31 protein-coding genes are annotated in these 22,024 nt (G+C 53.4%); 4 read left to right on the top strand and 27 right to left on the bottom strand.

From position 1 onward, the window contains the following. Positions 1 to 5 precede the first annotated feature (5 nt). The 4 genes from AC4PR2_RS07840 to AC4PR2_RS07825 are packed head-to-tail and all read right to left on the bottom strand — an operon-like array spanning position 6 to position 2,421. On the bottom strand, positions 6 to 539 hold the full coding sequence (locus tag AC4PR2_RS07840; protein ID WP_015379109.1) for a phage tail protein I: 534 nt from the start codon (positions 537 to 539) through the stop codon (positions 6 to 8). Beyond that, on the bottom strand, positions 532 to 1,440 hold the full coding sequence (locus AC4PR2_RS07835; RefSeq protein ID WP_049278482.1) for a baseplate assembly protein: 909 nt from the start codon (positions 1,438 to 1,440) through the stop codon (positions 532 to 534). Before AC4PR2_RS07835 ends, AC4PR2_RS07840 begins: the two co-directional genes overlap by 8 nt. Positions 1,441 to 1,444: 4 nt before the next feature. Continuing rightward, the gene (locus AC4PR2_RS07830) at positions 1,445 to 1,795 is read right to left on the bottom strand and encodes a GPW/gp25 family protein (protein WP_492174989.1); all 351 of its coding nucleotides are present in this window, start codon (positions 1,793 to 1,795) and stop codon (positions 1,445 to 1,447) included. Further along, a complete protein-coding gene (locus AC4PR2_RS07825) occupies positions 1,792 to 2,421 on the bottom strand; it encodes a phage baseplate assembly protein V (protein WP_049278480.1) in 630 nt (209 codons plus the stop codon). The genes AC4PR2_RS07830 and AC4PR2_RS07825 overlap by 4 nt, the downstream gene beginning before the upstream one ends. 305 nt (positions 2,422 to 2,726) lie before the next feature. On the opposite strand from AC4PR2_RS07825, the gene AC4PR2_RS07820 reads away from it, so the two are divergent. After that, positions 2,727 to 3,929, top strand: a complete 1,203-nt coding sequence (locus AC4PR2_RS07820) for a Shedu immune nuclease family protein (protein WP_492174988.1) — start codon at positions 2,727 to 2,729, stop codon at positions 3,927 to 3,929. Between the two features lie 55 nt (positions 3,930 to 3,984). On the opposite strand, the gene AC4PR2_RS07815 is transcribed toward AC4PR2_RS07820, so the two are convergent. From AC4PR2_RS07815 to AC4PR2_RS07765, 11 genes are all read right to left on the bottom strand, one after another. Continuing rightward, entirely contained in the window at positions 3,985 to 4,434 is a 450-nt protein-coding gene (locus AC4PR2_RS07815) for a phage virion morphogenesis protein (RefSeq protein ID WP_049278478.1), read from the bottom strand. After that, positions 4,421 to 4,897, bottom strand: a complete 477-nt coding sequence (locus AC4PR2_RS07810; RefSeq protein ID WP_492174986.1) for a phage tail protein — start codon at positions 4,895 to 4,897, stop codon at positions 4,421 to 4,423. The genes AC4PR2_RS07815 and AC4PR2_RS07810 overlap by 14 nt, the downstream gene beginning before the upstream one ends. Beyond that, the gene (gene lysC, locus AC4PR2_RS07805) at positions 4,869 to 5,099 is read right to left on the bottom strand and encodes an Rz1-like lysis system protein LysC (protein ID WP_431056677.1); all 231 of its coding nucleotides are present in this window, start codon (positions 5,097 to 5,099) and stop codon (positions 4,869 to 4,871) included. Before lysC ends, AC4PR2_RS07810 begins: the two co-directional genes overlap by 29 nt. Then, a complete protein-coding gene (lysB, locus tag AC4PR2_RS07800; protein ID WP_492174985.1) occupies positions 4,993 to 5,421 on the bottom strand; it encodes an Rz-like lysis system protein LysB in 429 nt (142 codons plus the stop codon). The genes lysC and lysB overlap by 107 nt, the downstream gene beginning before the upstream one ends. Further along, positions 5,418 to 5,930, bottom strand: a complete 513-nt coding sequence (locus AC4PR2_RS07795; RefSeq protein WP_089197465.1) for a lysozyme — start codon at positions 5,928 to 5,930, stop codon at positions 5,418 to 5,420. The genes lysB and AC4PR2_RS07795 overlap by 4 nt, the downstream gene beginning before the upstream one ends. Further along, positions 5,914 to 6,123, bottom strand: a complete 210-nt coding sequence (locus AC4PR2_RS07790) for an HP1 family phage holin (protein WP_031231709.1) — start codon at positions 6,121 to 6,123, stop codon at positions 5,914 to 5,916. The genes AC4PR2_RS07795 and AC4PR2_RS07790 overlap by 17 nt, the downstream gene beginning before the upstream one ends. Positions 6,124 to 6,127: 4 nt before the next feature. Then, on the bottom strand, positions 6,128 to 6,331 hold the full coding sequence (locus tag AC4PR2_RS07785; RefSeq protein WP_015379118.1) for a tail protein X: 204 nt from the start codon (positions 6,329 to 6,331) through the stop codon (positions 6,128 to 6,130). Beyond that, the gene (locus AC4PR2_RS07780; protein WP_023447568.1) at positions 6,331 to 6,819 is read right to left on the bottom strand and encodes a head completion/stabilization protein; all 489 of its coding nucleotides are present in this window, start codon (positions 6,817 to 6,819) and stop codon (positions 6,331 to 6,333) included. The genes AC4PR2_RS07785 and AC4PR2_RS07780 overlap by 1 nt, the downstream gene beginning before the upstream one ends. 93 nt (positions 6,820 to 6,912) lie before the next feature. Continuing rightward, a complete protein-coding gene (locus AC4PR2_RS07775; RefSeq protein WP_492174983.1) occupies positions 6,913 to 7,572 on the bottom strand; it encodes a phage terminase small subunit in 660 nt (219 codons plus the stop codon). 2 nt (positions 7,573 to 7,574) lie between these two features. Next, the gene (locus tag AC4PR2_RS07770) at positions 7,575 to 8,792 is read right to left on the bottom strand and encodes a phage major capsid protein, P2 family (protein ID WP_492174982.1); all 1,218 of its coding nucleotides are present in this window, start codon (positions 8,790 to 8,792) and stop codon (positions 7,575 to 7,577) included. 42 nt (positions 8,793 to 8,834) lie between these two features. Continuing rightward, positions 8,835 to 9,650 (bottom strand): GPO family capsid scaffolding protein, encoded by an 816-nt coding sequence (locus tag AC4PR2_RS07765; RefSeq protein WP_492174981.1) that lies wholly within the window; start codon positions 9,648 to 9,650, stop codon positions 8,835 to 8,837. A gap of 142 nt (positions 9,651 to 9,792) precedes the next feature. On the opposite strand from AC4PR2_RS07765, the gene AC4PR2_RS07760 reads away from it, so the two are divergent. Genes AC4PR2_RS07760 through AC4PR2_RS07750 form a run of 3 tightly spaced genes read left to right on the top strand, consistent with a single transcriptional unit; the run spans position 9,793 to position 13,282 of the window. Further along, entirely contained in the window at positions 9,793 to 11,565 is a 1,773-nt protein-coding gene (locus AC4PR2_RS07760) for a terminase ATPase subunit family protein (RefSeq protein ID WP_492174980.1), read from the top strand. Continuing rightward, positions 11,565 to 12,251, top strand: coding sequence for a terminase large subunit domain-containing protein (locus tag AC4PR2_RS07755; RefSeq protein WP_492174979.1), 687 nt, complete (start codon positions 11,565 to 11,567; stop codon positions 12,249 to 12,251). The genes AC4PR2_RS07760 and AC4PR2_RS07755 overlap by 1 nt, the downstream gene beginning before the upstream one ends. Next, on the top strand, positions 12,248 to 13,282 hold the full coding sequence (locus AC4PR2_RS07750; protein WP_033632040.1) for a phage portal protein: 1,035 nt from the start codon (positions 12,248 to 12,250) through the stop codon (positions 13,280 to 13,282). The genes AC4PR2_RS07755 and AC4PR2_RS07750 overlap by 4 nt, the downstream gene beginning before the upstream one ends. Before the next feature lie 31 nt (positions 13,283 to 13,313). Here the strand turns inward: AC4PR2_RS07750 and AC4PR2_RS07745 are convergent, their stop codons facing one another. The 12 genes from AC4PR2_RS07745 to AC4PR2_RS07690 all read right to left on the bottom strand — a co-directional run bounded on the left by AC4PR2_RS07745 (position 13,314) and on the right by AC4PR2_RS07690 (position 22,016). Then, on the bottom strand, positions 13,314 to 13,523 hold the full coding sequence (locus AC4PR2_RS07745; RefSeq protein ID WP_141972470.1) for a hypothetical protein: 210 nt from the start codon (positions 13,521 to 13,523) through the stop codon (positions 13,314 to 13,316). Further along, positions 13,495 to 14,130: a hypothetical protein gene (locus AC4PR2_RS07740; protein WP_492174978.1), complete on the bottom strand. Its 636-nt coding sequence runs from the start codon at positions 14,128 to 14,130 to the stop codon at positions 13,495 to 13,497. The genes AC4PR2_RS07745 and AC4PR2_RS07740 overlap by 29 nt, the downstream gene beginning before the upstream one ends. 371 nt (positions 14,131 to 14,501) lie before the next feature. Further along, on the bottom strand, positions 14,502 to 15,584 hold the full coding sequence (locus tag AC4PR2_RS07735; RefSeq protein ID WP_072071907.1) for a BsuBI/PstI family type II restriction endonuclease: 1,083 nt from the start codon (positions 15,582 to 15,584) through the stop codon (positions 14,502 to 14,504). Further along, on the bottom strand, positions 15,581 to 17,377 hold the full coding sequence (locus AC4PR2_RS07730; protein ID WP_492174977.1) for an HsdM family class I SAM-dependent methyltransferase: 1,797 nt from the start codon (positions 17,375 to 17,377) through the stop codon (positions 15,581 to 15,583). The genes AC4PR2_RS07735 and AC4PR2_RS07730 overlap by 4 nt, the downstream gene beginning before the upstream one ends. Before the next feature lie 160 nt (positions 17,378 to 17,537). Then, complete coding sequence (locus tag AC4PR2_RS07725) at positions 17,538 to 17,708, bottom strand: hypothetical protein (protein WP_229700404.1); 171 nt, start codon at positions 17,706 to 17,708, stop codon at positions 17,538 to 17,540. A gap of 80 nt (positions 17,709 to 17,788) precedes the next feature. Next, positions 17,789 to 20,005, bottom strand: a complete 2,217-nt coding sequence (locus AC4PR2_RS07720) for a replication endonuclease (RefSeq protein ID WP_492174976.1) — start codon at positions 20,003 to 20,005, stop codon at positions 17,789 to 17,791. Further along, on the bottom strand, positions 20,002 to 20,547 hold the full coding sequence (locus AC4PR2_RS07715; RefSeq protein ID WP_492174975.1) for a hypothetical protein: 546 nt from the start codon (positions 20,545 to 20,547) through the stop codon (positions 20,002 to 20,004). The genes AC4PR2_RS07720 and AC4PR2_RS07715 overlap by 4 nt, the downstream gene beginning before the upstream one ends. Next, positions 20,537 to 20,818 carry a DUF5405 family protein gene (locus AC4PR2_RS07710; protein ID WP_015379131.1) on the bottom strand — a complete coding sequence of 94 codons (282 nt, stop codon included), beginning with the start codon at positions 20,816 to 20,818 and terminating at the stop codon, positions 20,537 to 20,539. Before AC4PR2_RS07710 ends, AC4PR2_RS07715 begins: the two co-directional genes overlap by 11 nt. Positions 20,819 to 20,940: 122 nt before the next feature. Further along, positions 20,941 to 21,165, bottom strand: a complete 225-nt coding sequence (locus tag AC4PR2_RS07705; protein WP_023460307.1) for a TraR/DksA C4-type zinc finger protein — start codon at positions 21,163 to 21,165, stop codon at positions 20,941 to 20,943. Further along, complete coding sequence (locus AC4PR2_RS07700) at positions 21,165 to 21,458, bottom strand: DUF2732 family protein (RefSeq protein ID WP_033649030.1); 294 nt, start codon at positions 21,456 to 21,458, stop codon at positions 21,165 to 21,167. The genes AC4PR2_RS07705 and AC4PR2_RS07700 overlap by 1 nt, the downstream gene beginning before the upstream one ends. A 64-nt stretch (positions 21,459 to 21,522) precedes the next feature. Beyond that, positions 21,523 to 21,825 carry a hypothetical protein gene (locus AC4PR2_RS07695; RefSeq protein WP_197774275.1) on the bottom strand — a complete coding sequence of 101 codons (303 nt, stop codon included), beginning with the start codon at positions 21,823 to 21,825 and terminating at the stop codon, positions 21,523 to 21,525. Positions 21,826 to 21,836: 11 nt separating this feature from the next. Next, a complete protein-coding gene (locus AC4PR2_RS07690) occupies positions 21,837 to 22,016 on the bottom strand; it encodes a phage filamentation protein Fil family protein (protein ID WP_048322123.1) in 180 nt (59 codons plus the stop codon). Positions 22,017 to 22,024: the final 8 nt, after the last annotated feature.

The following is a 22,024-nucleotide window of genomic DNA, read 5'->3' as shown; positions in this document are numbered from 1 at the left end:
TTCTCTTATCCGGGGTAAACGGTAATGACATCGCCATCAATGGCAGCCGCGCCGGTGTAAATCCGGCCGGGGATGTCCTGCAAAATGTTGAGGCCGATCAGGTGGCGGCTCAGCGGCTTGGCGTCGGCGATCAGGCGCTCCATTTCCTGATACATTTCCTCGGTGATGCCGGTTTCCAGCACGCCAATATCCAGCCGGAAAGTACCGGGCGGATCGGCGCCGTCGGTATGGAACCACTCGATAACGTTGATCAGGTAGCCGAGCGGCTCCACCACGCGGCGCACAGCGCCGATGGTGCCCTTGTGCCGGTGAATGTAGAACGCAGCCGAAACCACGCCCCGCTTCACGTCCTCCGGCCACGCCTCATCCCAGCGATCGACAGAGAACGCCCACGCCAGATAGGGCAGCAGATGCACCGGGCAGGTTTTCGGGTTCCACAAATCACGCAGGGGAACCGGCACGCGCTCCAGCTCGGCACACGCGGCGGCGGCGGCAACTTCCAGCGGTGAGGAGCCGACAGGCAATAGACGGTTAGTCATCGGCTCGCCCTGGGGTAATGTTCACGCCGGTGCAGTAACCCGCCTGCGTTTTATCCAGCACGATGTCAGCAGCAGGCTTGATGATTTCCACATGTTCGACACCTTCAACGGTCAATGCCGCATTCATGCTTGAGCGCCGGATACTGCGCCCGAGGCGCCGCATATTTTGCACATAGGCGCGTAGCCGTTTGTTTGCGGTGTCGAGGATGGGCGCCACTTCCGGGCCGGGATACAGGTATAAAACGGCCTCGATAACATACGGGGCAATTTTGGCTGATTGCACGATGACGCGATCGGCAACCGGGCGCACATCCTCATCATTCAGCGCGTCGCGGACAACCTGCAACAGCTCAGCGCTGGCGGTGCCGTCGCCGTCCCGTGACAACACGGTGACGGTCACGTTAGCCGGTGATGGGCTGATTGCCGTCACATCAGCTACCCGGCCATCGGCCGAGCGGGCGTGATAACGATAGGAACCAGCCGATCCCGCCGTACTCATCCCTTCGAAAGCATCCTGCAGGCGCAGGCGGTAATCTTCATCCGCTTCCATGATTGCCAGTGTCGGCGGAATGGTGCTCTCATCCGCCGGAGCGATCACCAGTCGCGGCGTGTTGAAGTTGGCCCCGAGCTGGTCGAGGTCTTCGCCGGTGGAATACGCCAGCATCACCGCTTTCGCGGCATCGTTGACGCGCTGGCGTAGAATCACCTCGCGGTATGCGTTTTCCTGCAACAGCTTAACGATCGGCTCCGACTCCAGCGCCAGCGTGCGCGCGACGGCCTCCCGCTGTTCCTCCGGGTAAAGCGAAATCAGCGTCGCCTTACGCTCTGCCAAAATGTCTTCATAATCCAGCACCTCAACGACGATCGGCGCGGGCAGCTGTGAAAGGTCAATCGTTGCCATGGTTTCAGCTCACAGGAACAGACAGCGACAGCGCGCCGGGGGCATCGGTGCGGGTGCCGGTGATGTCGATCACCATCTTGCCGTCATAGGTGGTATTAAAAGCGATGCCGGTCAGCTTGACGCGCGGCTCCCACGCCAAAATCGCGCTGTAGCAGGCGGCCATAATCTGCAGGCGCAGCGCGTCGTTCTGCGGCTGGTCGAGCAGCTCAGAGAGCAACGAGCCATAAGCCCGGCGCATCGGGCGCGAACCCTGCGGCGTGACCAAGATGTCCGCCACGGACTGGCGAATATGCTCGATGTCAGTCAGCGTGCGGCCGGTGCCTCGGTTCATGCCGATATATTTGGCGTTGTTCATGTTGGTTTCCCCGTTTTCCCGCCGCCGGTCTGGACACCGCCGTGTGTGTGCGAATCAACAACGACGCCATTCGACGAGAACGAGCCGCCGCTGTGCTCGATGTTCCCGCGCATCTCTCCGCCTTTTTGCACTTCCAGCGTGCCGGTGGTGAGTTTGTTGGTGCAGACCACTTCTGGCGCATCGAGCGTGATTTTGTCAGCGGTAACGATCACCACCTTAGTGCTGGCGGTGATGGACTCCGACGCCTGCACGTCAGCGGTTTTAATGCCTGACACACTCAGCGCGCCGGTTTCCGGTTCGTACTCGATAACCGCGCCATCAGGGAATGCGATATGCAGCGCATCCGCCGACGCAGACGGGGCCGGGAAGTCGTCAGAGAAAATGCCGCACAGCACAAACGCGGTATCGAGTTCGCCACCCAGCGCAAAGATCAGCACCTGCTCACCGACCGAGGGCGCCGACCAGCTGCGAGTACGCCCGGCGCGACAGGTTAGCCAGTTGAGCCAGTCGGTAAGATTGCCGCCGGTTTCGACGCGGCACAGGCCGTTATCAAGGTCAACGGTGCTCACGGTGCCGATGCGGATCAGGTTGCGCAGCAGGCGCAAAATGTCGTGTTGATTGTTCATGCTGGAAGGATGCCGCCCGGCGCGGGCGGCGGCAACTCTGTAGAGTTGGAGGATGGAACAAACAACGTATATTCTATGTGAACTCTATTTGATTAATTACTATATTAGAGAGTAAGATCAGAAACACATCCCTTTGACAAGAGACCAATTGTCATTTGGTGTTGTTAACAACCTTATTTGTTCGATAAAGGAACTATCGTGACTCCCATAATGATAGCCCTTAGCATTAGAGATAAATCGAATAAAAACCTAAAGGAATTGTCCCCACAACATGAAATAAATCCATACAAACATAAGGATTGAAAATGATAATATTTAGAAACGAAGAAAACAAAATAATATTAGAATACACGCCTGAAATGATAAGCGCAGAGCAAGTCTATAACGAGCTTGAAAAAAACAACATTTACACCATCGCCAAAACATTCTATCTTTCGAAAAATGAGCTGGCATCAACATTCGACGACGACGATAATAGAGACACTATTGAGTTTGTCGTCGCAGAGAAAATCGAAAATTACTATAGGTTCCATGGCGAGTTACTTGGATTGGATGTAGATGTATTCATACACGAAGAAGTAAATTTATCGCGAAAGATTTTTGTTGCTGAAAGATTGATATCAATTTTCAAAAAAATAGGAAAAATAACCAATTCTGATATCTATATTGGAGGAAACAAAATAGGATGCATACCTTATGTTGAATTCAATAAGCTGATCAACAAGTTCCCTAGCACTTATGAACTAAATAGATATGCTCTAGCAAGAGTAGAGTCAATCATCTCCTCGTATATAGAATCAGATGGGCAGCATGAAAAGAGTTATCATGACTATCTTAACAAAAAAATTGATTTAAAGGACAACAGCATTAGCAATCAACTTGCTGACTATGAGGAATTCAAATATCAGAAGATTTTAGATAAACTAAAAGAAATGTTAAAAAATGAAGATAAATACACTGAGAAGCAATGGCAGGCTGAGATTTTGGATATCATACTTTTGCTGTACCCCAAATACTTATATGTCTTCGATGAAGCAAAAGTAAAGGATTTTCACAGCGCAAAAAACAGATCTATCGATTACCTCCTAGTCGATTCTTCAGGAAATATAGATATCATTGAAATAAAGAAACCCTTCGACAAATGCATAGTCACCGAAAGAGGGTATAGAGATAATTACATTCCATTAAGAGACCTAAGTGGTACTGTCATGCAAATTGAGAAATACATTTTCCATCTAAACAAAAGCGGAGAAGTTGGTGAAAAAAGATTAACCCAGCAATTCAAGCGTAAAATCCCTGATGATTTTGAGATAAAGATAACTAACCCCGGAGGCTTTATCATCATGGGTAGGAAGACCAACTTAAGAAAAGAACAGCTTTATGACTTTGAGATAATTAAGAGAAAATACAAAAATCTCATTGACATTCTGACTTATGACGATTTAATTGAACGTTTGGAATTCATTTTAAACAAATGGTCACATAAAAAACAAATCCCAACTAAGTAAAATTATCAGCCAGTCGGCATGTCTTCGCCACTGGCTAACCATAATTAAGCCCACACTATTCACCGAATAAAAAATAAACGACCTCATTTTCAATATCCTCCACTATATTTTTAGAAAAACCTAGCAACGGACGGGCCTCATATTTTACTGCCTCGCTGTGCGGCGTCGGCCGATCCCGCAGGCCGTAATGGTGCACATTGACCATGCGCTGAACCCGCCCGACAAACTCAACCACGGCCGCATCGCTGTTGCCCTGGGCTTTCAGATAGCGGGCCGTGCGAAGCTTGGAGAACATCGCCCGATCGCGCAGGCGCTTTTTGCTGCGAAGCCGCATTTTGCGCGGCGCGTAAGGTGTACCGTCCGGCGCCTGCTGGCGTTTGATGTGTTGCTGTTGACCGGCGCGCAGTCGCTTTGACACGGCAACGGCCAGCGACTTACGCGACTGCGGCGACAGCTTGGCAATCAACCCGGCCAGCCGGGTGTCAAAGGGGTTAAGCTCGCTCATGCCATTCACTCACTAATTCGCCGTGAACAAAGAGCTGCATCGGCCTCGTCACGTCCTCCGGTAACGGCGGCTCCGACAGGTGCTCAACATGCAACGCGCCATCGCCTTGCTCGAGCACCAAAACACGCTCGGTCAGCTGCAGCGACACGCTGAAATCGTAAGAGCCGTTGTTGTTAAAGTCGCTCGCAAAAGTGAAGCCGGTGCGGCGCCTCTCTTCCGTCGCCATAATGTCCGGCTGGTTTTCCCGTAGCCATGCCTGAATAGGTACGACAATTAAATCCAGATCGCCGGTGTAGTCCAAAAACAGCAGGTTCAGCGTATAGCGGTACTCATGGGACAGCGAGACGGCAAGCGTGGCGGCCACATTGCCGCGCTCTACCCGCACTTGCAGATTTTCAGGGTTGCGCTGTAGCCACGGCAGGCAGCTTGTCAGTTCAGCGCGGAGCTGTTGCGGTTTTAACATCGTATTGTTCCTGACAGTGTTTTATCGTTTCGACCTGCACCGCGCAGGCCGCCAAGGCGTTTTCAAGCTGGCGAATATCGGCGCTCAGATCGCCGTTAGTTGCCGGGCGGCTGGCTGGGATTTGGCACAGACTCACTTTCGGACAGCCAACGTAGATAATCCGCGGCGCCGGTGAAGCCGGGGCGCTGGTGCAGCCGGGCAACGTCAGCAGGCAAAGCAGTGTTAAACCAATCACGTAATTGCTGATTTTCATTGAGTAACCTCTGTATTTTCTGCTCGCGCGTCAGCGCCAGCCGGTGCGCGGCGTTTAGGTCGCCCCTTAACTTTTCCTCTTCCTGCGCCAGCACACCGGCCGCCGCCTGCAGCGTGTCGATCGCCGCGCGGGTATCGGTCAGCGCCGCCGCTATCCGACCGTTCTCCTGCCGGGCGCTTTCCAGTCGCTTACCCAACGTGACAACCTGCCATTTCATCCAACCGGCGACGACCAGCGCCAGCACCAGAAACCAGCCGATCGCGCGGCTCATTGCGCGGCCCCGATCAGGCAGTGGGCCAGCTCCGCCGCCCGACGCCGTTCCAGCCCCGGCGATTTGACGCCGTTGACGAACACCCAGCGCGGCAACTGCTGGCAGGCGCTGCGCCAGTCCTGCCGCTTGATGAAACCGGCTAACGTAGAGCCGCAGGCGGCCGTGACGCCGACGTTAAAGGCAAAGGACACCACCGCGTCATAAACCGGCGGCGGCATCGTGACAGGCATACAGCGGCCTATGCCGCGCTCCACACGATATACGTCGGCAACGAGGTTAACGGCAGCTTGGCGCTCGCTGATAACCGCGCCGGGCTTTACCCCGGCCGTGTGGCCAATGCCGCTTGTCCAGACGCCCGCTTGGCATTGGTAAGGCGATAAGCGGCAACCTTCAAAATCGGCCAGCAGGCGCAACCCGGTCTCAGAGATCTGCAGCGCGCTGAATTGCGGCAGCAGCACCGCCAGCGCCAGCACGGCGGCCACGCTGCAGCGTTTAGCGATTGAGTTCATCGTAAACCCTCCGGCTAACGCCTAGCTTGTTCAACAGCTGGTAGCTTTTACGGCGGTAGTACCAGTTAACGAGGAACGTTCCGACGCCCACGGCGGCGCCAACCATAAAGGCGATGTCCTGCGGTGAATATTTGCCGATCCACGCGAGGAACATCGCCACCGCGTAGGCTAAAAATGAGGTGATGCGCTCCATGTTTTTAATCCCATAAATTGACGGTTTCACGCTGCGGTGCGGCGGTCACGTCCGGCAGCTCAACCGGGTGGCCGTGGGGCAAAATCGCCCCGGCAGCGGCCAGCCCTTCATTTAGCGAATAGACCTGCTCAACCACGCCCTGCGTGCGCCCGTAGTAGCGCCAACAAATCGCGTCAACGGTGTCGCCCTGCAGGGCGTAGACTCTCATCAGAGCAGCCCGATGATGCAGTGGCTACGTTCGGCCACGTTACTGATCGCGTTGCGGGCGTTGCGCCACAGCTCGCCGATCGAGGCTTCAACCACATCAGCCTTGCGGCCGCCGGTGGCGGTGGTGTCGAAACTGCGGTATTGCTCCGAGAGCGTCGCCATGGTCATCGCGCTAACGGCGTTGCGGTATTCGCTCACCCGCACGCTTTCGCCGTCGAGCTGTTCGCCCGGCACATCCTCAAGCCGCTGATAGCCGTCGGCCATCTGGTCGCGGCGGAAAGTGAACAATTCGGCGTTCACCTCCGCGATCGCGCTTTTAATTGCCAGCCGCAGGCGCGGGGCGGTGATAGTGCCTTCAATGCGCATCACGTCGCGCACGTCTGCCGGGTCGATGTCCGGCCAGAAAAAGACGTTTTTAACGATCGGCTCATCCTCCGGGCGCGGTGCTGGCGCGTCCGGGCGTGGCCGCTTAATCACAACGGTGCTCATATGACCTCAGAAAGTTAGGGGGCGGTGGACGACGGCGTTGACGAGGTGAAACCTGTCGCGGCCGTCGTGCCGCCCGGCGCGGGGCGCGTTCCGTTAGCGGCTGGCGGCGGTGCGTATCGCCCGCTCCAGCCGTTCAATGTCCTTTTTCACGCCGCAGCCGTTATGCAACTGCAGCGCACGTTTAAGGTGGTTCAATGCCAGTTCAGCCCTGCCCGCCGCGCGCAAGACGTACCCGGTGATTTTGTGCAACTTGGCGCGCACTTGGTCGGGCATGTCTTCTGCGTCGGTGAGTTCCATCGTCTGCGTGAGGTGGTCAATGTTGACCGACTCCCCGGCCTCAAAGGCGCGGGTGGCAGACTCGGCGACGTCTTCTGCGATGAGGTATGGCGTGGAGCGTGCGAAATTGCCCGGCGGCGCCAGTTGGTAGCGTAGCGCATAGCGGGCGATGTCCAGCGCGCCGGGAATGTCCCCGGCATCCAGACGCCAGATCATGACCGTCATCAGAATGGCGTCCTGCGCGCCGCGACCTTCGGCCAGCACACCGGCAACCCAGGGGGCATACTCCGGCAGCAGTTGGCGCTTGAGTTCGGCCTTACGCTCTTGTGAGCGCACCTGTTTGAGCTTTCGCTTATCTTCATTGAGTTTAAGCATCATCCGTTCATAGCCGTTGGCGTGGCGCAGCGGGTCATTCTCCCGCTGCGCGGCCTCGACCGCTGACTGGCGCATAAGGTGACGGCGGGCAGGGCTGGTCATGGTTATTTACCGCCTTTCGCTTTGTCGTCTGCCGGTGCTTCCTCCGGGGCTTTCACCTCGGTATCAGCGGCAGGATCCGCTGGCGCAGCGGCAACTTTGACGGCTTCAACAAGGGCACCGGCAAACGCCTTAATGTCATCATCAGAGTTCAGCAGTGCAGCCTTGGTTTTTGGCTCGGTCGGTTTGGCCGCTAACAGCTCGATGTTCTCCACCAGACAGCCGCAGGCGTAATCCTCCACCACATAGTCCTCGTTGATGGACTCATAGTTTTCGATGCGATCGCGCTTGGCGTTCTCCACCATATGGCGGCGGTGTGTGTCTTCCTGCCAGTAGATCGACAGGTTATCCATGCGCGTAATCAGCAGCGCATCCGCCGGGAAGTACGGCACGCGCACAGCGGGCAGGTTGCCGATGCGCTTCTGGCTGATAATCAGATCGGCGGCCAGCGCTTCGGTATTGGGCTGTTCCTGATTGACAAGCGGGAAATACTTATCGGCCAGCAGCTGACGACCGCAGATCACTACCAGCTCAGGATCTTCCTGATACCACGGCGCGATCAGGTTGTTGGTGGCATCCATCACCAGCGCGTCGAGGTTGGCGTAATCGCCACCGGCGCCCACGCGGATATTTTCAGACACCACGCTGCCGTCCTTACCCACGATTTTATTCATCACGCGGCCCGGCGCGTTCTCGCGGTATTTCTGCAACCAGCCCGGCGCGATGTCCTGCAGCAGCGGGAACTTAATGCGGTTGGAGGTTTTGGCGCGGTGCGTACCGTTAAAGCCGATCATGATGCGGTCGAGCGCCTGACGTTTCACAATCGCATCGCGTAAACGGGTCTGGAAATCCTGATAACGCGCCCACAGGTCGAGGGTGTTGTAGCGGATGTGGAAATCGTAGTTCACCTGCTGGCAGAAATAGTCATCGCTGTCCAGCGTGGCAAAGTCGGCCGTTTCGCGTTCATCGCCGCCGGCGGTGTCGGTGGTGCTGGCGATGGAGCCGCTCACACCTAAACCGACTTTCTCTCCCTTCATTTCCTTAACCGGCAGGATATTGATGCGGGTCAGGAACGTGGAGGAATCCTGTACGCGGGTCATGATGGTTTGCGTAACGGACGGCTCAACGCTGAATTTTTTATCCAGATCGCCGGTTGCTACGCCATTCAGTTCGGCGAGGCGAGACATAAACGCATTAAATTTAAAACGAGTTTGCTTGCGCATTTTTCTTCCTGTTTTTGTTCGGTTTTATCGGGTATGACTGCCTTAGCAGTCGGTCAGCACGTCTTGCGCACTGTTGCCGCCGGTGGCATCCGGGCGGGCCTGCTGGCTGAAATCTTCCGAGGTGGAAAGCTGGGCTTGCAGCGCGCTGAACGCATCGCTGCCGGTTTTTACCTGTTGCTTGAGATCGGCAACCTGCTCGCTCAGTGCAGCGAATTTCTCGGTAAAGCGGGTGTCCGCTTCCTGCAACTGCTCGGCCACTGTCATCACAGCGCCTTCCATCTCACCAAAGCGCACATCGTCGGTGGCCTGCTTGCGGCTAAACATCGCTTTGATGCGGGCAGATAATGAGGTTTCCGGATCAGCGACCGGCTCAAAATCGAAATGGACTTCCAGCGGCGCGGAGAACTCGACGTTCTCGTGGCGGCGGCTGAACTCCAGCATGTCAGTGCCGAGGCTGGCCGGGTCATCGGTGACGGCCAACCCGACCAGATACGACTTGCCGGTCTTGGCGAAATCGCGGCGGATCTCCATCGAGGTGAACACCTTTTGGCCCGCGCCGACCATCGACACCAGATCGGCGGTCGGGGCCAGACTGGCGTACAGCGCCCACTTGCCGTGCAACAGCGGTTCGTCCGGCTCGTCGATTTTCTCGGCCTTCAGCTCAACCACACCGCCGTAACGACGAAAATAGCCGTCAGGCAAAATCCCCTTGATGTGCTCCATGTTGATGCGGGCGCCGTACACCTTCGGGCTGTAGGTCGCGGCCATCTGCTGAATATCCGCAGCGCCGATCTCGCGGCCGTCAACGGTGTCGCCTTCAACGCCGATGCGGAAAAACTTAGTAACTTTCTTTGCCATGTAAACGGCTCCGGTTGTGGTGATTGGGTTCGGGGCTAGTTTCGGGGGAATGGCGCCGCGTCTCAACGCGTTGCGGTTGGAAGATCTGAGGCACAACAAGGGCTTAATGCGAGTCGCCCGGCGCTTTCGTAGCCTTGGCGTCATGAATACGACACCGGCAACAACCATCATCAGCGATCCGCGCCGCCAAGCTGCCTTGCTCTACTGGCAGGGCTTCTCTGTGCGCCAAATTGCGGAAACGCTGAACCTCAAGGGGCCGACCGTGCAGAGCTGGAAACTGCGCGATAAATGGGACGACATCGCGCCCATTTCCCGCGTGGAGCAAAGCATGGAAGCGCGGTTGATTCAGCTCATCATGAAAGACGTCAAGGAGGGGAAAGACTTCAAAGAAATCGACCTGTTAGGCCGCCAGATTGAACGGCTGGCGCGGGTCAATCGCTATTCGGCGACCGGCAACGAGGCGGACTTAAACCCGAACGTCGCCAACCGCAACAAAGGCGAGCGCAAGCCCGCCGAGCGCAACGTGTTCAGCGAGGCCGCCGTCGAGAAACTGCAAAGCATCTTCACGGAAACCACCTTCGAGTATCAAATGGGGTGGTATCGCGCCGGACTGCAACACCGTATCCGCAACATCCTTAAATCGCGCCAGATCGGCGCCACGTTCTTCTTTGCCCGTGAGGCGTTGCTCGATGCGCTGACCACCGGCCGCAATCAGATTTTCCTGTCAGCCAGTAAGGCGCAGGCGCATGTGTTCCGCAATTACATCATTGATTTTGCCCGGCTGGTCGAGGTTGACCTGAAAGGCGATCCGATGGTGCTGCCGAACGGCGCCCGGCTGATGTTCCTCGGCACCAACGTGCGCACCGCGCAGAGCTACACCGGCAATCTGTATCTTGATGAGTATTTCTGGATCCCGAAATTCCAGGAGCTGCGCAAAGTCGCCAGCGGGATGTCGCTGCACAAGCGGTGGCGCACCACCTACTTTTCCACGCCGTCGAGTCTGGCGCACTCCGCTTATCCGTTCTGGTCGGGGGAACTCTTTAACAAAGGCCGCCGCAGTAAAGCCGATCACGTTCAACTCGACCTCAGCCACAGCCACCTGTCAAAAGGCGTGCTGTGCGGCGATGGGCAATGGCGCCAGATTGTCACGGTTGAGGATGCGCTGACCGGCGGCTGTAACCTGTTCGACCTCGATCAGCTGTCGCTCGAATACAGCCCGGCAGAGTATCAGAACTTGCTGATGTGTGAATTTGTGGACGATACCGCGTCGGTATTCCCGTTCGCCGAGCTGCAAGGCTGCATGGTCGATACGCTGGAAGAATGGGAAGACTTCAACCCTTACGCCGTGCGGCCGTTCGGCTATCGCCCGGTGTGGATCGGCTACGACCCATCGGAAGCCAACGGCGGCGACAGCGCCGGGTGCGCGGTGATCGCGCCGCCAATGGTGGCCGGGGGCAATTTCCGCGTGCTCGAGCGCCACCAGTGGCAGGGCATGAACTTTGCCGCTCAGGCCCAGAAGATTAAAGACCTTACCGAAAAATATTGCGTGGAGTACATCGGCATCGATGCGACCACCGTCGGCCAAGGTGTTTTCCAGCTGGTGCGCGAGTTCTTCCCAGCCGCGCGGGAAATCAAATACACCACGGAAATCAAAACCGCCATGGTGCTGAAGGCAAAAGACACCATCGGGCGCGGCTGTCTGGAATACGACACCAGCCACACCGACATTACCGCCGCCTTTATGGCGATCCGCAAAACCATGACCGCCAGCGGCGCGCGCTCCACCTACACCGCCAGCCGCAGCGAAGAAGCCAGCCACGCCGATGTCGCGTGGGCAATCATGCACGCCCTCTTAAACGAACCGCTGACCGCAGGCAGCGGCCACAGCAGCCCGAACATTTTGGAGTTTTACTGATGGAATACGCCTTTACTGCTCAGCAATTTGCTGACCTGAAATCTCTGTTGAACACCATGGCGACGCCTTACCAGCGCCGCTGGTACGCGGAAGGGCTGGAACATCGCCGCCGCAGCTATACCAAACACCGCCAAGCCGGGGCCGATATGTTCTTCGCACTGGAAGGGCTGATCGACGCTCTGGAAACCGGGCGTAATCAGCACTATTTCGCCCCATTGCTAAAATACTCGCTGGCGTGGTCGCGTAAATACATTTGCCACTTTGCGGCGAAAGTCGGGATTAAAATTGCGGAGTTTGGGCGAGAAATCGCCTTCACCAATGGGGCTAGAATCGTGTTTCATGGCGGCCTCGGCCTCTCACTGGCCGCATTGCACGGCAACGTCTATTTGAGCGAATACGCATGGGCGAATCACCCTTACGCCCTTTTCCAGAACGCGCTCGCCGTTTCCTGCCATTCGCGCTATCGCCTGACGCTGTTCACATCCGTATCACCCAATCCCGAGGCGTTCGCCGTGTGGAAACGCTCGCAGGCCAAGGGATTTTCACAGGTACACACGATCGAGGACACCGCCGCACAGGGCGGACTTTGGGACATGCAGTATGTTGAAACCCTCAAGCGGGAATGCACTGCGGAGGAATTCCGCCAGTTGTATCTTTGTGAGTGGCCGCAGGAGGTGGCACTGTGAGCAAGCGCAAAGGCCGTAAGGCATTCACCACCCCGGCGCCAGCCCAGCCAGCAGAGCAGAAGCAGGATTTTGAGGCGTTTACCTTTGGCGAGCCGTCCGCGGTGCTGGATAAGCGGGAAATTCTGGATTACATCGAATGCACGACCAATGGCAAGTGGTACGAGCCGCCGATCTCATTCGACGGGCTGGCACGCAGTGTGCGCGCCGCCGTGCATCACAGCTCACCGATGTACGTTAAGCGCAATATTTTAGCGTCAACGTTTATCCCACACCGGCTGTTAAGTCAGCAGGAGTTTAGCCGCTATGCGCTGGATTATCTGGTGTTCGGCAATGCCTATTTAGAAGAACGTCAAAACCGGCTCGGCGCCCCGCTGCAGCTGAAATCCTCCCCGGCCAAGTACACGCGGCGCGGCGTGGATCGCGGCGCTTACTGGTTCGTGCAAGACTGGAAAGAGGCGCACCGTTTCAAGACCGACAGCGTTTTCCACCTGATTGAGCCGGACATCAATCAGGAACTGTACGGCCTGCCGGAGTACCTCAGTGCGCTTAACTCCGCCTGGCTGAACGAGGCGGCGACGCTGTTCCGCCGTAAGTATTACCAGAACGGGGCGCATGCCGGTTACATCCTGTATATGACCGACGCGGCGCAGAGTACCAGCGACGTTGACAGAATGCGCCAAGCCATGCGCGACACCAAAGGCTTGGGGAACTTCCGCAACCTGTTCATGTACGCCCCGAACGGCAAGCCGGACGGCATTAAGATCCTGCCGCTGTCCGAAGTCGCCACCAAAGACGACTTTTTCAACATCAAGAACGCCAGCCGTGACGATCTGCTAAGCGCACACCGCGTACCGCCGCAGATGATGGGGATTATCCCGAACAATACCGGCGGCTTCGGGGACGTGAAAAAAGCCGCTCAGGTGTTTGTACGCAACGAGCTAACACCGCTGCAAGAACGCATGAAGGAGGTGAACGACTGGATCGGGGAAGAGGTGATTAGATTCGCGCCGTATGAGTTGCCGACCGAATAAGCCAAAAGCCGCCAGTGTTTGGCGGCTTAATTTATCGTTCGCCTCGAGCTAGGCCGCATAACGCAATAGTTGCAAACACCAATAACAGAAAAATGGCGGCGCTTAAAATTCGCTGCCACCACTCATCAAACCAGAACAGCGACCCAAAAGCCGCAACAGAAAATACCCCGCTGAAAATCGCCTCCACAACGTGAGACAATCCTTTGCCGAGCTTACTGCCCCAAGACTTTAGATAGCTCATGATTCACACCTTCACAGAACATTTTCGATTTGCTGGAGTAGGCAACAAACGGTTCAAGATACTCCTCCGCAAGAAAATAGATCATGTCCAAATTTCGCGGGGTGAGTTTGTGGTACGTCGAGGGGTACTTTTCGCGCAATCGGCGCGAAGACACTGCGGCTTGTTCGATAATCCCTTGCAGAAGAATAATGTTCAACCCTGCAACGGTAATACCTTTAAAAACCCATCTGAAAAGCGTACTACTGATAACTTTTTTCAAAATATGATGCGTGATCTGTTGTACCAAAATGAACTGCGTCCCCATACGCCCCGCAACATAACCTTCAGCAAGGTTTAATTTCTGTCCTAATGCTGTTTGCGTTTGAACATCCATCCGTTGATAACAGTCGCGAATTATGACGGTTATTAGCTCACGCAAAGGGGCCTCAATGCCATAACCAGCGCGAATAACCCTAATGAATCTTTCCGTTTCCAGTTCATTGCGGCGTTTAAATTCACCACTACCTAACCCGGCGCCCTGCCATGTGCGGCGAGCACTATACGCTATTCCTTTGGGTAAGGACTCAATGCCTTCAAGAATTCCCTGCGCTACAGCTTTAGCATCCATACAAAGCCTCTTATCAATCATGAGGCTGTACCATATACCATGTTTGCCCAAAAATTCAACACAACAACAGCCCCTTTCATAACGCTTGAGATCGCCGCTATCGCATCAAATCCCAAAGCCGCCCCCTTGGTCTTGGTATGGTGATAAATCACGATGACGGGACGCTGGCGGCCATTTTGAAAGGGGTTCAACACGGCTTGCGCGCAATGCTATCCCCGCCTCGCCTGCCCGCTTCATGTGTCGCTTTTAATGCAGTTGCATGATCCGGCGCGATCCGCGCCAGTGCTGGCGCAGCGGGGGTAAAATTCACACCGGATCATCATGCAAATTCATGCACCTAATTCATGCACTGTAGCGACTATTAGTATTTACTAATTTCTGTCTGATAATTTAACTGGCTGCCCATCTCTAAGATCGACCAAATGCTCAGGTTCTGAAGCAAACCATGCATACGAGCCCCAAGCTAGTTCAGAGATTGCTTTTTTGAATGGAGCCTTACCACGATCCATGAACGCAGTAAGAAAGGCCAAATGACTCTCACTAAAACCCGCCTCCAAAGCCAATCTGGTTAATGTAACTTTCCTTTCCCTGTTTATTGGGCCATCTGTCGCCACGACTTCTGTAAAAACAACCAGCATGTCAGCACCACTACTATCATTTCCTAAATCAATTAGGATAATGTCAGGCAAAGCCTTTGATGCGTCAATTTTTAACCCCAAGGCCTGTGCTAAGTCTTCATCTCGTGCAACTACTTTATTACCGGACTCTGATAACCAAAGAATTGCTGGAGCTTTAAGAAATTTTGGTGCAAAGACTTCAATTACAGCTTTCGCAATGACACTTGAAGGCCCAGGAGCCAATGTTCTTTTTTCACCATTCGGAAATGTTACAACTACAGCATCCTCTGCAATTGCTACTCCTGACTTCATCAATCGCAACCTAGATAAAGCAGCTTTATTTAAATGTGTATCTTGCCATTTAGTGATAGCAGAATCTAATTCAGCGCCGACTAACGCTTCATCAAACAATGTTGTAAAAGATGATTCGAGACAATATTTAGGCTTAGATGATGTCGTTGGAAGACCACTACGTTCAACAACAGCACCACATGGTATAAAACCAGAGCGTATTGTTTCATCTCTGATCGGCTCTCGAGAATTAGGGGCATACCAAGCGTCTATTGGACGTTCTTTTTTACTTGAAAGTGTTTTTATTACCCACTCCTCACGACTTATATCATCGAGGAGTTCAGATTGTTCGACACCCATATCCGTAACTTGGCTAGGTCTTATCCACCGGTCACTACCTGCAACAGCACCTGCATAAAACATAACATATAACGTTTTAGCAGCTATTTCACGGATGACATAGTTCCTATTTTCTGTACCTTCAGGAAAAATGAGCGGAAGCCTCTCCATTATAACTTCTAATTTTGGAACTTTTGGTAAGCTCATTTCAAATTCACTCCATAGAATTTAGACAACGTCTTTTCAATTTTTTCGCTAGAAGAACCAGACAAAACCAGCTTCTCAAGTTTTAAAAGCTCATCAACACTTGGTAGTGGTATGGAATTTAATTCATATGCTGACACAGCTACACTTCCACTGATACAGCGAAAGGCACGATCAACGATTTTTGAGTTAAGTATCGCAGCAACCGTTTCAGGTTTTATTTGAGCAAAAAGCTCATTTGGATAAATCATGTTGATATGATTTTCAACTACAACAGCCCGGTTTTTATCAAGAAATGCTTGAGGCAACACCGCAGCTAGAAGCCGCCGACTCTGTTCTTTTGACGTTGTTCTTTGAACAAGGACGCACTCAGTAGATGTAAGCAGATGAGATTGATCTGGATGAATATCAATAAACGGAACGTGATTCCGGCGGTCAGAGCTAAAATTGAATCCAGAATTTGTAATAGACTCTGCCCAAATAAGAGGATAGCTTTTCTTCGTTAGAACAGTACGCAGTTGTGACTTGAATCTATTCCACACCAATTGCCCTGTGGATACATTATAACCAAAGTCGGATAGCCGATTAGGCATGAGCTTGATTGCGTTCAAAAATTCTGCATCTTCTGCATTTCTAGGAAGTAACCATGCACTCCCGCCATGTTCTATTTTCACATTGCCGATCTTTTCAACTTTAGCATCATTGAGGCCTTTAGGTATCAATGACGATACTTTAGACGGTTCCTCATGCTTGCCTAATCTAAATGTCGTGAGCAGGGTTTCCTGAAGAACATCATCAAAAACTCCCTCGCGATCAGAGATAAAATCAAATGCAAATGGAGTAGCTTCTTCTGTTAATAGTTTTCGCAGCGCCATAAAATACTGTCCACCAAGAAATGATGTTGGTGTCAGATATGCAACAATACCACTTTGCGGTTTTGCTAATCGAATAGCCAAATCAGTAAAAAGACCATAAAGATTAGCATGCCCGTATAGTGAGCGAGAATATTTATCCCTCAACTCAGAATTAAGGGTAACTCTACCATAGGGAGGATTACCGATAACAAGGTCAAAATGACCCACATCACTTTGCTGTAATGCATCACCAACAATGATAACATTGTCAGGCAATCTTCTTTTAGCTGCGATACATAGAGGCATTAATGCGGCTTCAAGAAGGGCTAGGGTCATCCATGCCGCAAAAGGATCGATTTCAATACCCTTCAATCTTTTAACTAAACGTCTTAATATCCATTCTGGCGAAGATCCCTTTTCCTTCTGTAGCATTCTTAATGCGACCGGCGCTAAAAATGCACCTCCACCACATGCTGGGTCAATGGCTGTACCTGTAGAAAAATCAACCCCTGTACTCTCCGCCAAATCTAATAGCCGTGCAACTAAAGGTGGAGGGGTATAATATGCGCCAATTTCTGAACGGTAAGACGAAGGCAACATCACTGTATAAATAGAGCCAATCAGGTACCCGGCATCTTCAACAGGAAAAGTAGCTATTAAATCACCAGTCATTTTAGCCAATTCGAGAGCATCACAAGATATCTCGGCCAAAAAGACTGTATGGGGTACTGATTTAATTTTTATTGTACTTTCCTGCGCTTGAGCCAATGAATCCCAATATGCACCTATAACATGAGCACAATACGAACGAGCGTGAGCAAGTCGGTCTTTATCCGATTTATAATTCCCGGCATAACCACGCGCCATAGCCTTACAGGTTTGATACCGCTCTAATAATGTCAACTCACTATCAGTGAGGAAATCAAATTGTTGGGCATTCATCACTCTATCCTACCGTTTATAACTCTATGTATTTTAACAACATCCACCAATTTAGCTCTATCGAACTTCGTAAGAATGTCGCGTGCCAATAGCCCCTAGGCTTAACATCTCATCCATCTAAGGGGCAGCATACAAAAAAAGTATGAATTTATAAATTTAATTATACGAACGAGTGCGTTGAATTTGCGTTCTCGATAGCTTCATCTTTGACCTGACTCGCTAATTCTGAAATCCATACAAGAGCTATGTCTTTATCCTTCGGCTGACTCTCATAGCAAACCCCAAGACGGGCGATGAGTTCAATTCTTTCTAAAACAACTACTTCATCCACTGCTTGCACCCTTTCCCTCCGATGCTTAATTACTGTATACATATACAGTATATGCCTATCAGATTTAATTGAGCAAGAAATTATTGGAAGCCCGCCCAATCGTTAACCGCTGGATAGTGCATTGAAATATCACCAAATTTGACTTTAGCGCCGCGTGCCAGTGCTTCCAATTCCGAGCGTGTTGGCTCGATGCCATGTAGAGCCAGCTCTGAGTAAATTCTGGGAACGCGATCGCGTTCAACAGCGGTTAATCTTGCTGAAGGAGCTGGCTCTGGCCGGCTATATGGGTCAATGCTTCTCTGTTGCCTGTTTATCTGCGGAGCATTTGCCCGTAAACGCGTCATAACAGACCGTGCAACGGTCATGTCATCCCAGTCAATTGGGGTGTCGGGATGGTGTTCCGTCACCGCTACGGCCTCTACAGGCCCACCATCCTGCGTATTTTCGGCGCCACCGCTGCCGACCAACCCACAGTTATTGACAGGACTCCGAGGCGCGCCGGAGGCGCTCTTCAAAGTCAAAGGCTCAACGGCAACGGCTTTAGCGACGATGCGCCATTGCGTGGTGCGGGTTTCATAAACGCGATCGGCGCCGATGTGCGGGGCAAAAATCCCCGCAATTTTCTGCACTTCTTCGTCATAGGCGTTGCGCTCGTCGGCAACCCGGCGGGCCACACGCACGGTCTGATCGTCGCGGGCAACGTTAGGGCCACCCTGCGCCAGAATGTAAGCGGCAAAGTCACCGGCATCAGCAGCAGCGCGCACCGCCTCAACGGTTTCGTCAAACTCATCGGCCAGACTGACAGAGCGGATCTTGCGGCACTCACGCCATGCGCCGCGCGACGGCAGGCCGATAAAGTGGAATTGAGGGATACGCCATGTTGAAGCCCACGCGGTGACGGCGGCCGCCGTATCAGTCAACAGCTCGCCGGTTTCATGATCGCGTTCGCCGTCCAGCGCGTAGCCGTCGATGTTTTTTGCAATGTATTTGGCGATATAGCCCGCCGCACCGCCTTTGTTCAGGTGCTTGCAGTCAAACCGGTTTTTGGCGGCGCCGCGCTCGTCCCCATCTTCAGCCATGGCATAACGGCGCATGATGTCGATCACCTGCTGGCGCTGTTTTTTGGAGGTAAACAGCATCATATGCCAGTGCGGCGTCGCATCATGGTGCGGTTCGACAACGCGCACGCCGTAGACCTGCAGGCCCGCATCTTTAAACGCTGTGCGGATCTTGCTAAACAGCTTCACAAGATAGCGCTGACCGTCTTTTGGCGTGTACGCTTCTTCATCCCATTTGTGATTAAAATGCACCTTCTGGCTGTTCTTGCCGACGGCGCGCGTCGGGTGATATTTGGATGGGGTGGTGATGGTGATAAACATCCCTTTATCGCCACGGATAGCGGCGGCCTGCTCAACACCGGCTATCATCGCCATTAACTCCATACGACGAATTTCCGGGTTAGAGATACTTGCCATCACCTTGTCGATGAGGCTGAAGCGTTCGCCGGTCTCGACGTTCTCAAGCTCGCGGCTGTTCAGATAATCAAAATTGGATTGTCGGCGCGCTTTCACATCGCGGATTGCCTGCCGACTGGCGTAGGACGACGCCCCACGGTTCACATTGCCAACGGCGATCAACAACGCCTCCCGCCATTGCGTGCGCAGGGCTTTCAACTGGCGCTCCCACCACTCGGAATTAACCAACCGTGACAGACTGGCAATCGCTGACCGGGCATCCAGTTTGCCTTTGCGGTATTTGCGCCAGTGCATCGGGGTGATGTTGAAGGCGCGCGCCATACCGGCAATGCGGCCATAAAATTCTGATTGGGTGGCATCTTCGAAAAGCCCGGCATTGTCGCCGCCGTTCTCCGCCACAAACTCATCGCAGTAATCTTCGTAATTCTGCAGAAGTTGACCGGCCACGCGATCGGCAAGGCGGCGTAACTCTTTGTCATCCATGCCGGGCAGAGCTGCGTAATTATCGACTTCAGCAGAAAACCGCATTGACGCGGCGAGGTTCATCGCGTTCTTGGCGCTCACCGTTTGCAGGCGCGGCCAGATGCGGCGGTCGAACTGGAATACCAGCCATTTGTTGGCGTCGTGCAGCCCTTTGCTCTTGAGCAAATTGGTGTAACGCGTCAGGAACATGGCGCTGAGGAAGCGCGGCAGGCGGCGGATATTGGTTAAAACAGCTTGCCCCTGAGCGAGTTCCTCACGGGTAAGCGGTCTCACCGGCCCGGCAACTGCCGGGCGCGGTTCGTTCCATGGGTAAGCGTAGGCGGGTGCCGCTTGGCTCATTGCACTTTCGCGCCGTTGGCGTGGGCGCAGTTGCCACAGTAACGCTCATTGCAAGCAGAACACAGCTCAACAACGAAGCCAGCGGCGCGAATTGATTTTTTCACGTCTTCTTTATCCAGCCATGTTCCGTCTGGGTCTGGTGACATCCACGGATCAGGCGAATACGGCAGCGGCAACCGCACCGGCGTAGCCAGCCGCTTTTCCAATATTGCATTGGAGCGCAGCTCGTTATCGCGTTGCTCGCGAACCAACTTCAATCGCTCTTCCAGATCGGCGTAGCGCTGCTCTGCTGCCTCGGCACGTCGCTTCATCTTAATCAGGTCAAATTCGTAATCGACGCAATTCGAGATTAGTGACCGTTCTATCTCCCCAATTTCTGACAACAGGGCGGAGACGTACTCTTGCGAGTAAAGCGGGCACCACATATCGTCTCTCTTGGCTGCGTTGTGCATTCCCCAAGACCCTGATTCAAAATCAAGATGGGTTATTGCAACGCCTTCAGCGGTCATATACGCCACCGGCTCGATCAGCTTATTGTCCATTTGCAGCCTCACACACCGCAAAAGCCTCTTGGCACAGGTTGCCAATGCGGCCGATTTCCGCGCCCAATGATGCAATGCTATTAACACTGGAATTACGGACGCTGTGATGTATAAGGCCGTTCACAAGCTGGTTAATCGTAGGGTAATAGCCGATAGCCTCGTAACGCTCTTGACCTTCGCTTTTTCCTGTTTTCCCTACCTTCACCGTATTAAGAATGAATTGCAGGTTATCGCTGGTGATAACAAACTCAGAGCCGATTTTAATTTCCATGTTATTTCCTCAATCGTAATTTTGGTTTTCTGGTCTGCGTGCAAATTCTGAATCACTCAAATCAGCCGCAATAAAATGACCTGCCAGCAACGCCAGCAGGCCGAACAAAATAGAGAACTCCGTCATGCCTTCCCCGCGTAAAGGTGATTTTGCGTCTCGCGGATCTGCTGACAGCTTACGCATGTATCAACGCCGGGAACGGCAGCGCGGCGCGCGGCTGGAATCGGCGCGTCACATTCTTCGCAAACGAAAGCAGAAGGCAGCGCGGAGGATTTGCGGGCGTTGGCGATCTGCGCGTTTAGTACCAGCGCTTGCCGCTCCTGTTCGTAGTCCATCAAGTCGGCCATTAGTGCAGCTCCTGCGCTTGATGCTCGATGGCTTCAGCCTCTTGGCGCAACAGCTCCACAGCCTCGACCGCTGTTAACCCCTCTTGGGTGATGTGGGCCGCCAGCCGAACCAAACGCGCAGCAGCTACCTGTGATTGGTTTTTACGTTCATCAACACGCGCGCTATCTAACAAATCTTGAAACTCATTCGTTAAGGCAGAAACCGCGCGGCAAGTACCAGCGACAACACCACGCTGAAAGGCATTATTTGCCGAGCTGGTTAAAGTTGGAGTAAGAAGCAAAGATTCTTTCATCGTAAATTCCTTATTTCAGGCAAAGCGATGCCCGGCGGGTTAACGCCAGAATTACGCAATGCGGTTAATTAACGTTTAATTCACAATCATCATCACTGATAAATCGCGGCAAGGTTTTTGATAAATCAATCAGGTCATTCAGCGCCCACACAATTTGTTTACGCTCTGAATAACTCATTTCTGCAAACTTCATTTTTATATGCCGCTCTTTTAGCCCGGCATGAAAACAAACAGTTCTGCGGATATGTTCCGGCGACTTATCAAAAGCCTCTTGCGCCTGATTCCGCTTATACGGGAACAGCTCACGCTTAATCTGTGAAATGCGCTTAATACCGATCGCTTTTTGTGTTTCAGTAGCCAACAACATGACAGCCCCAATTAACGGCAAAACAAACGGCGCAACGGTGAAACAGGCTTTGCCGTTGACAGGCCACGCAGTAAGGCCGCCTGATCGTGACGTGGGCGCCAGCGCTTGCCGCCCGGCAGTTCAATAAAACCGTGTTCAAAATGCCGCGATGGGCTTTGTTGTTTCAGCAGCGGAGCGATAGAAATAACCACGGTGATCA

This window comes from Serratia sp. A07 (genome assembly GCF_058725505.1).
This window is presented reverse-complemented; position numbering and strand designations above follow the sequence as displayed.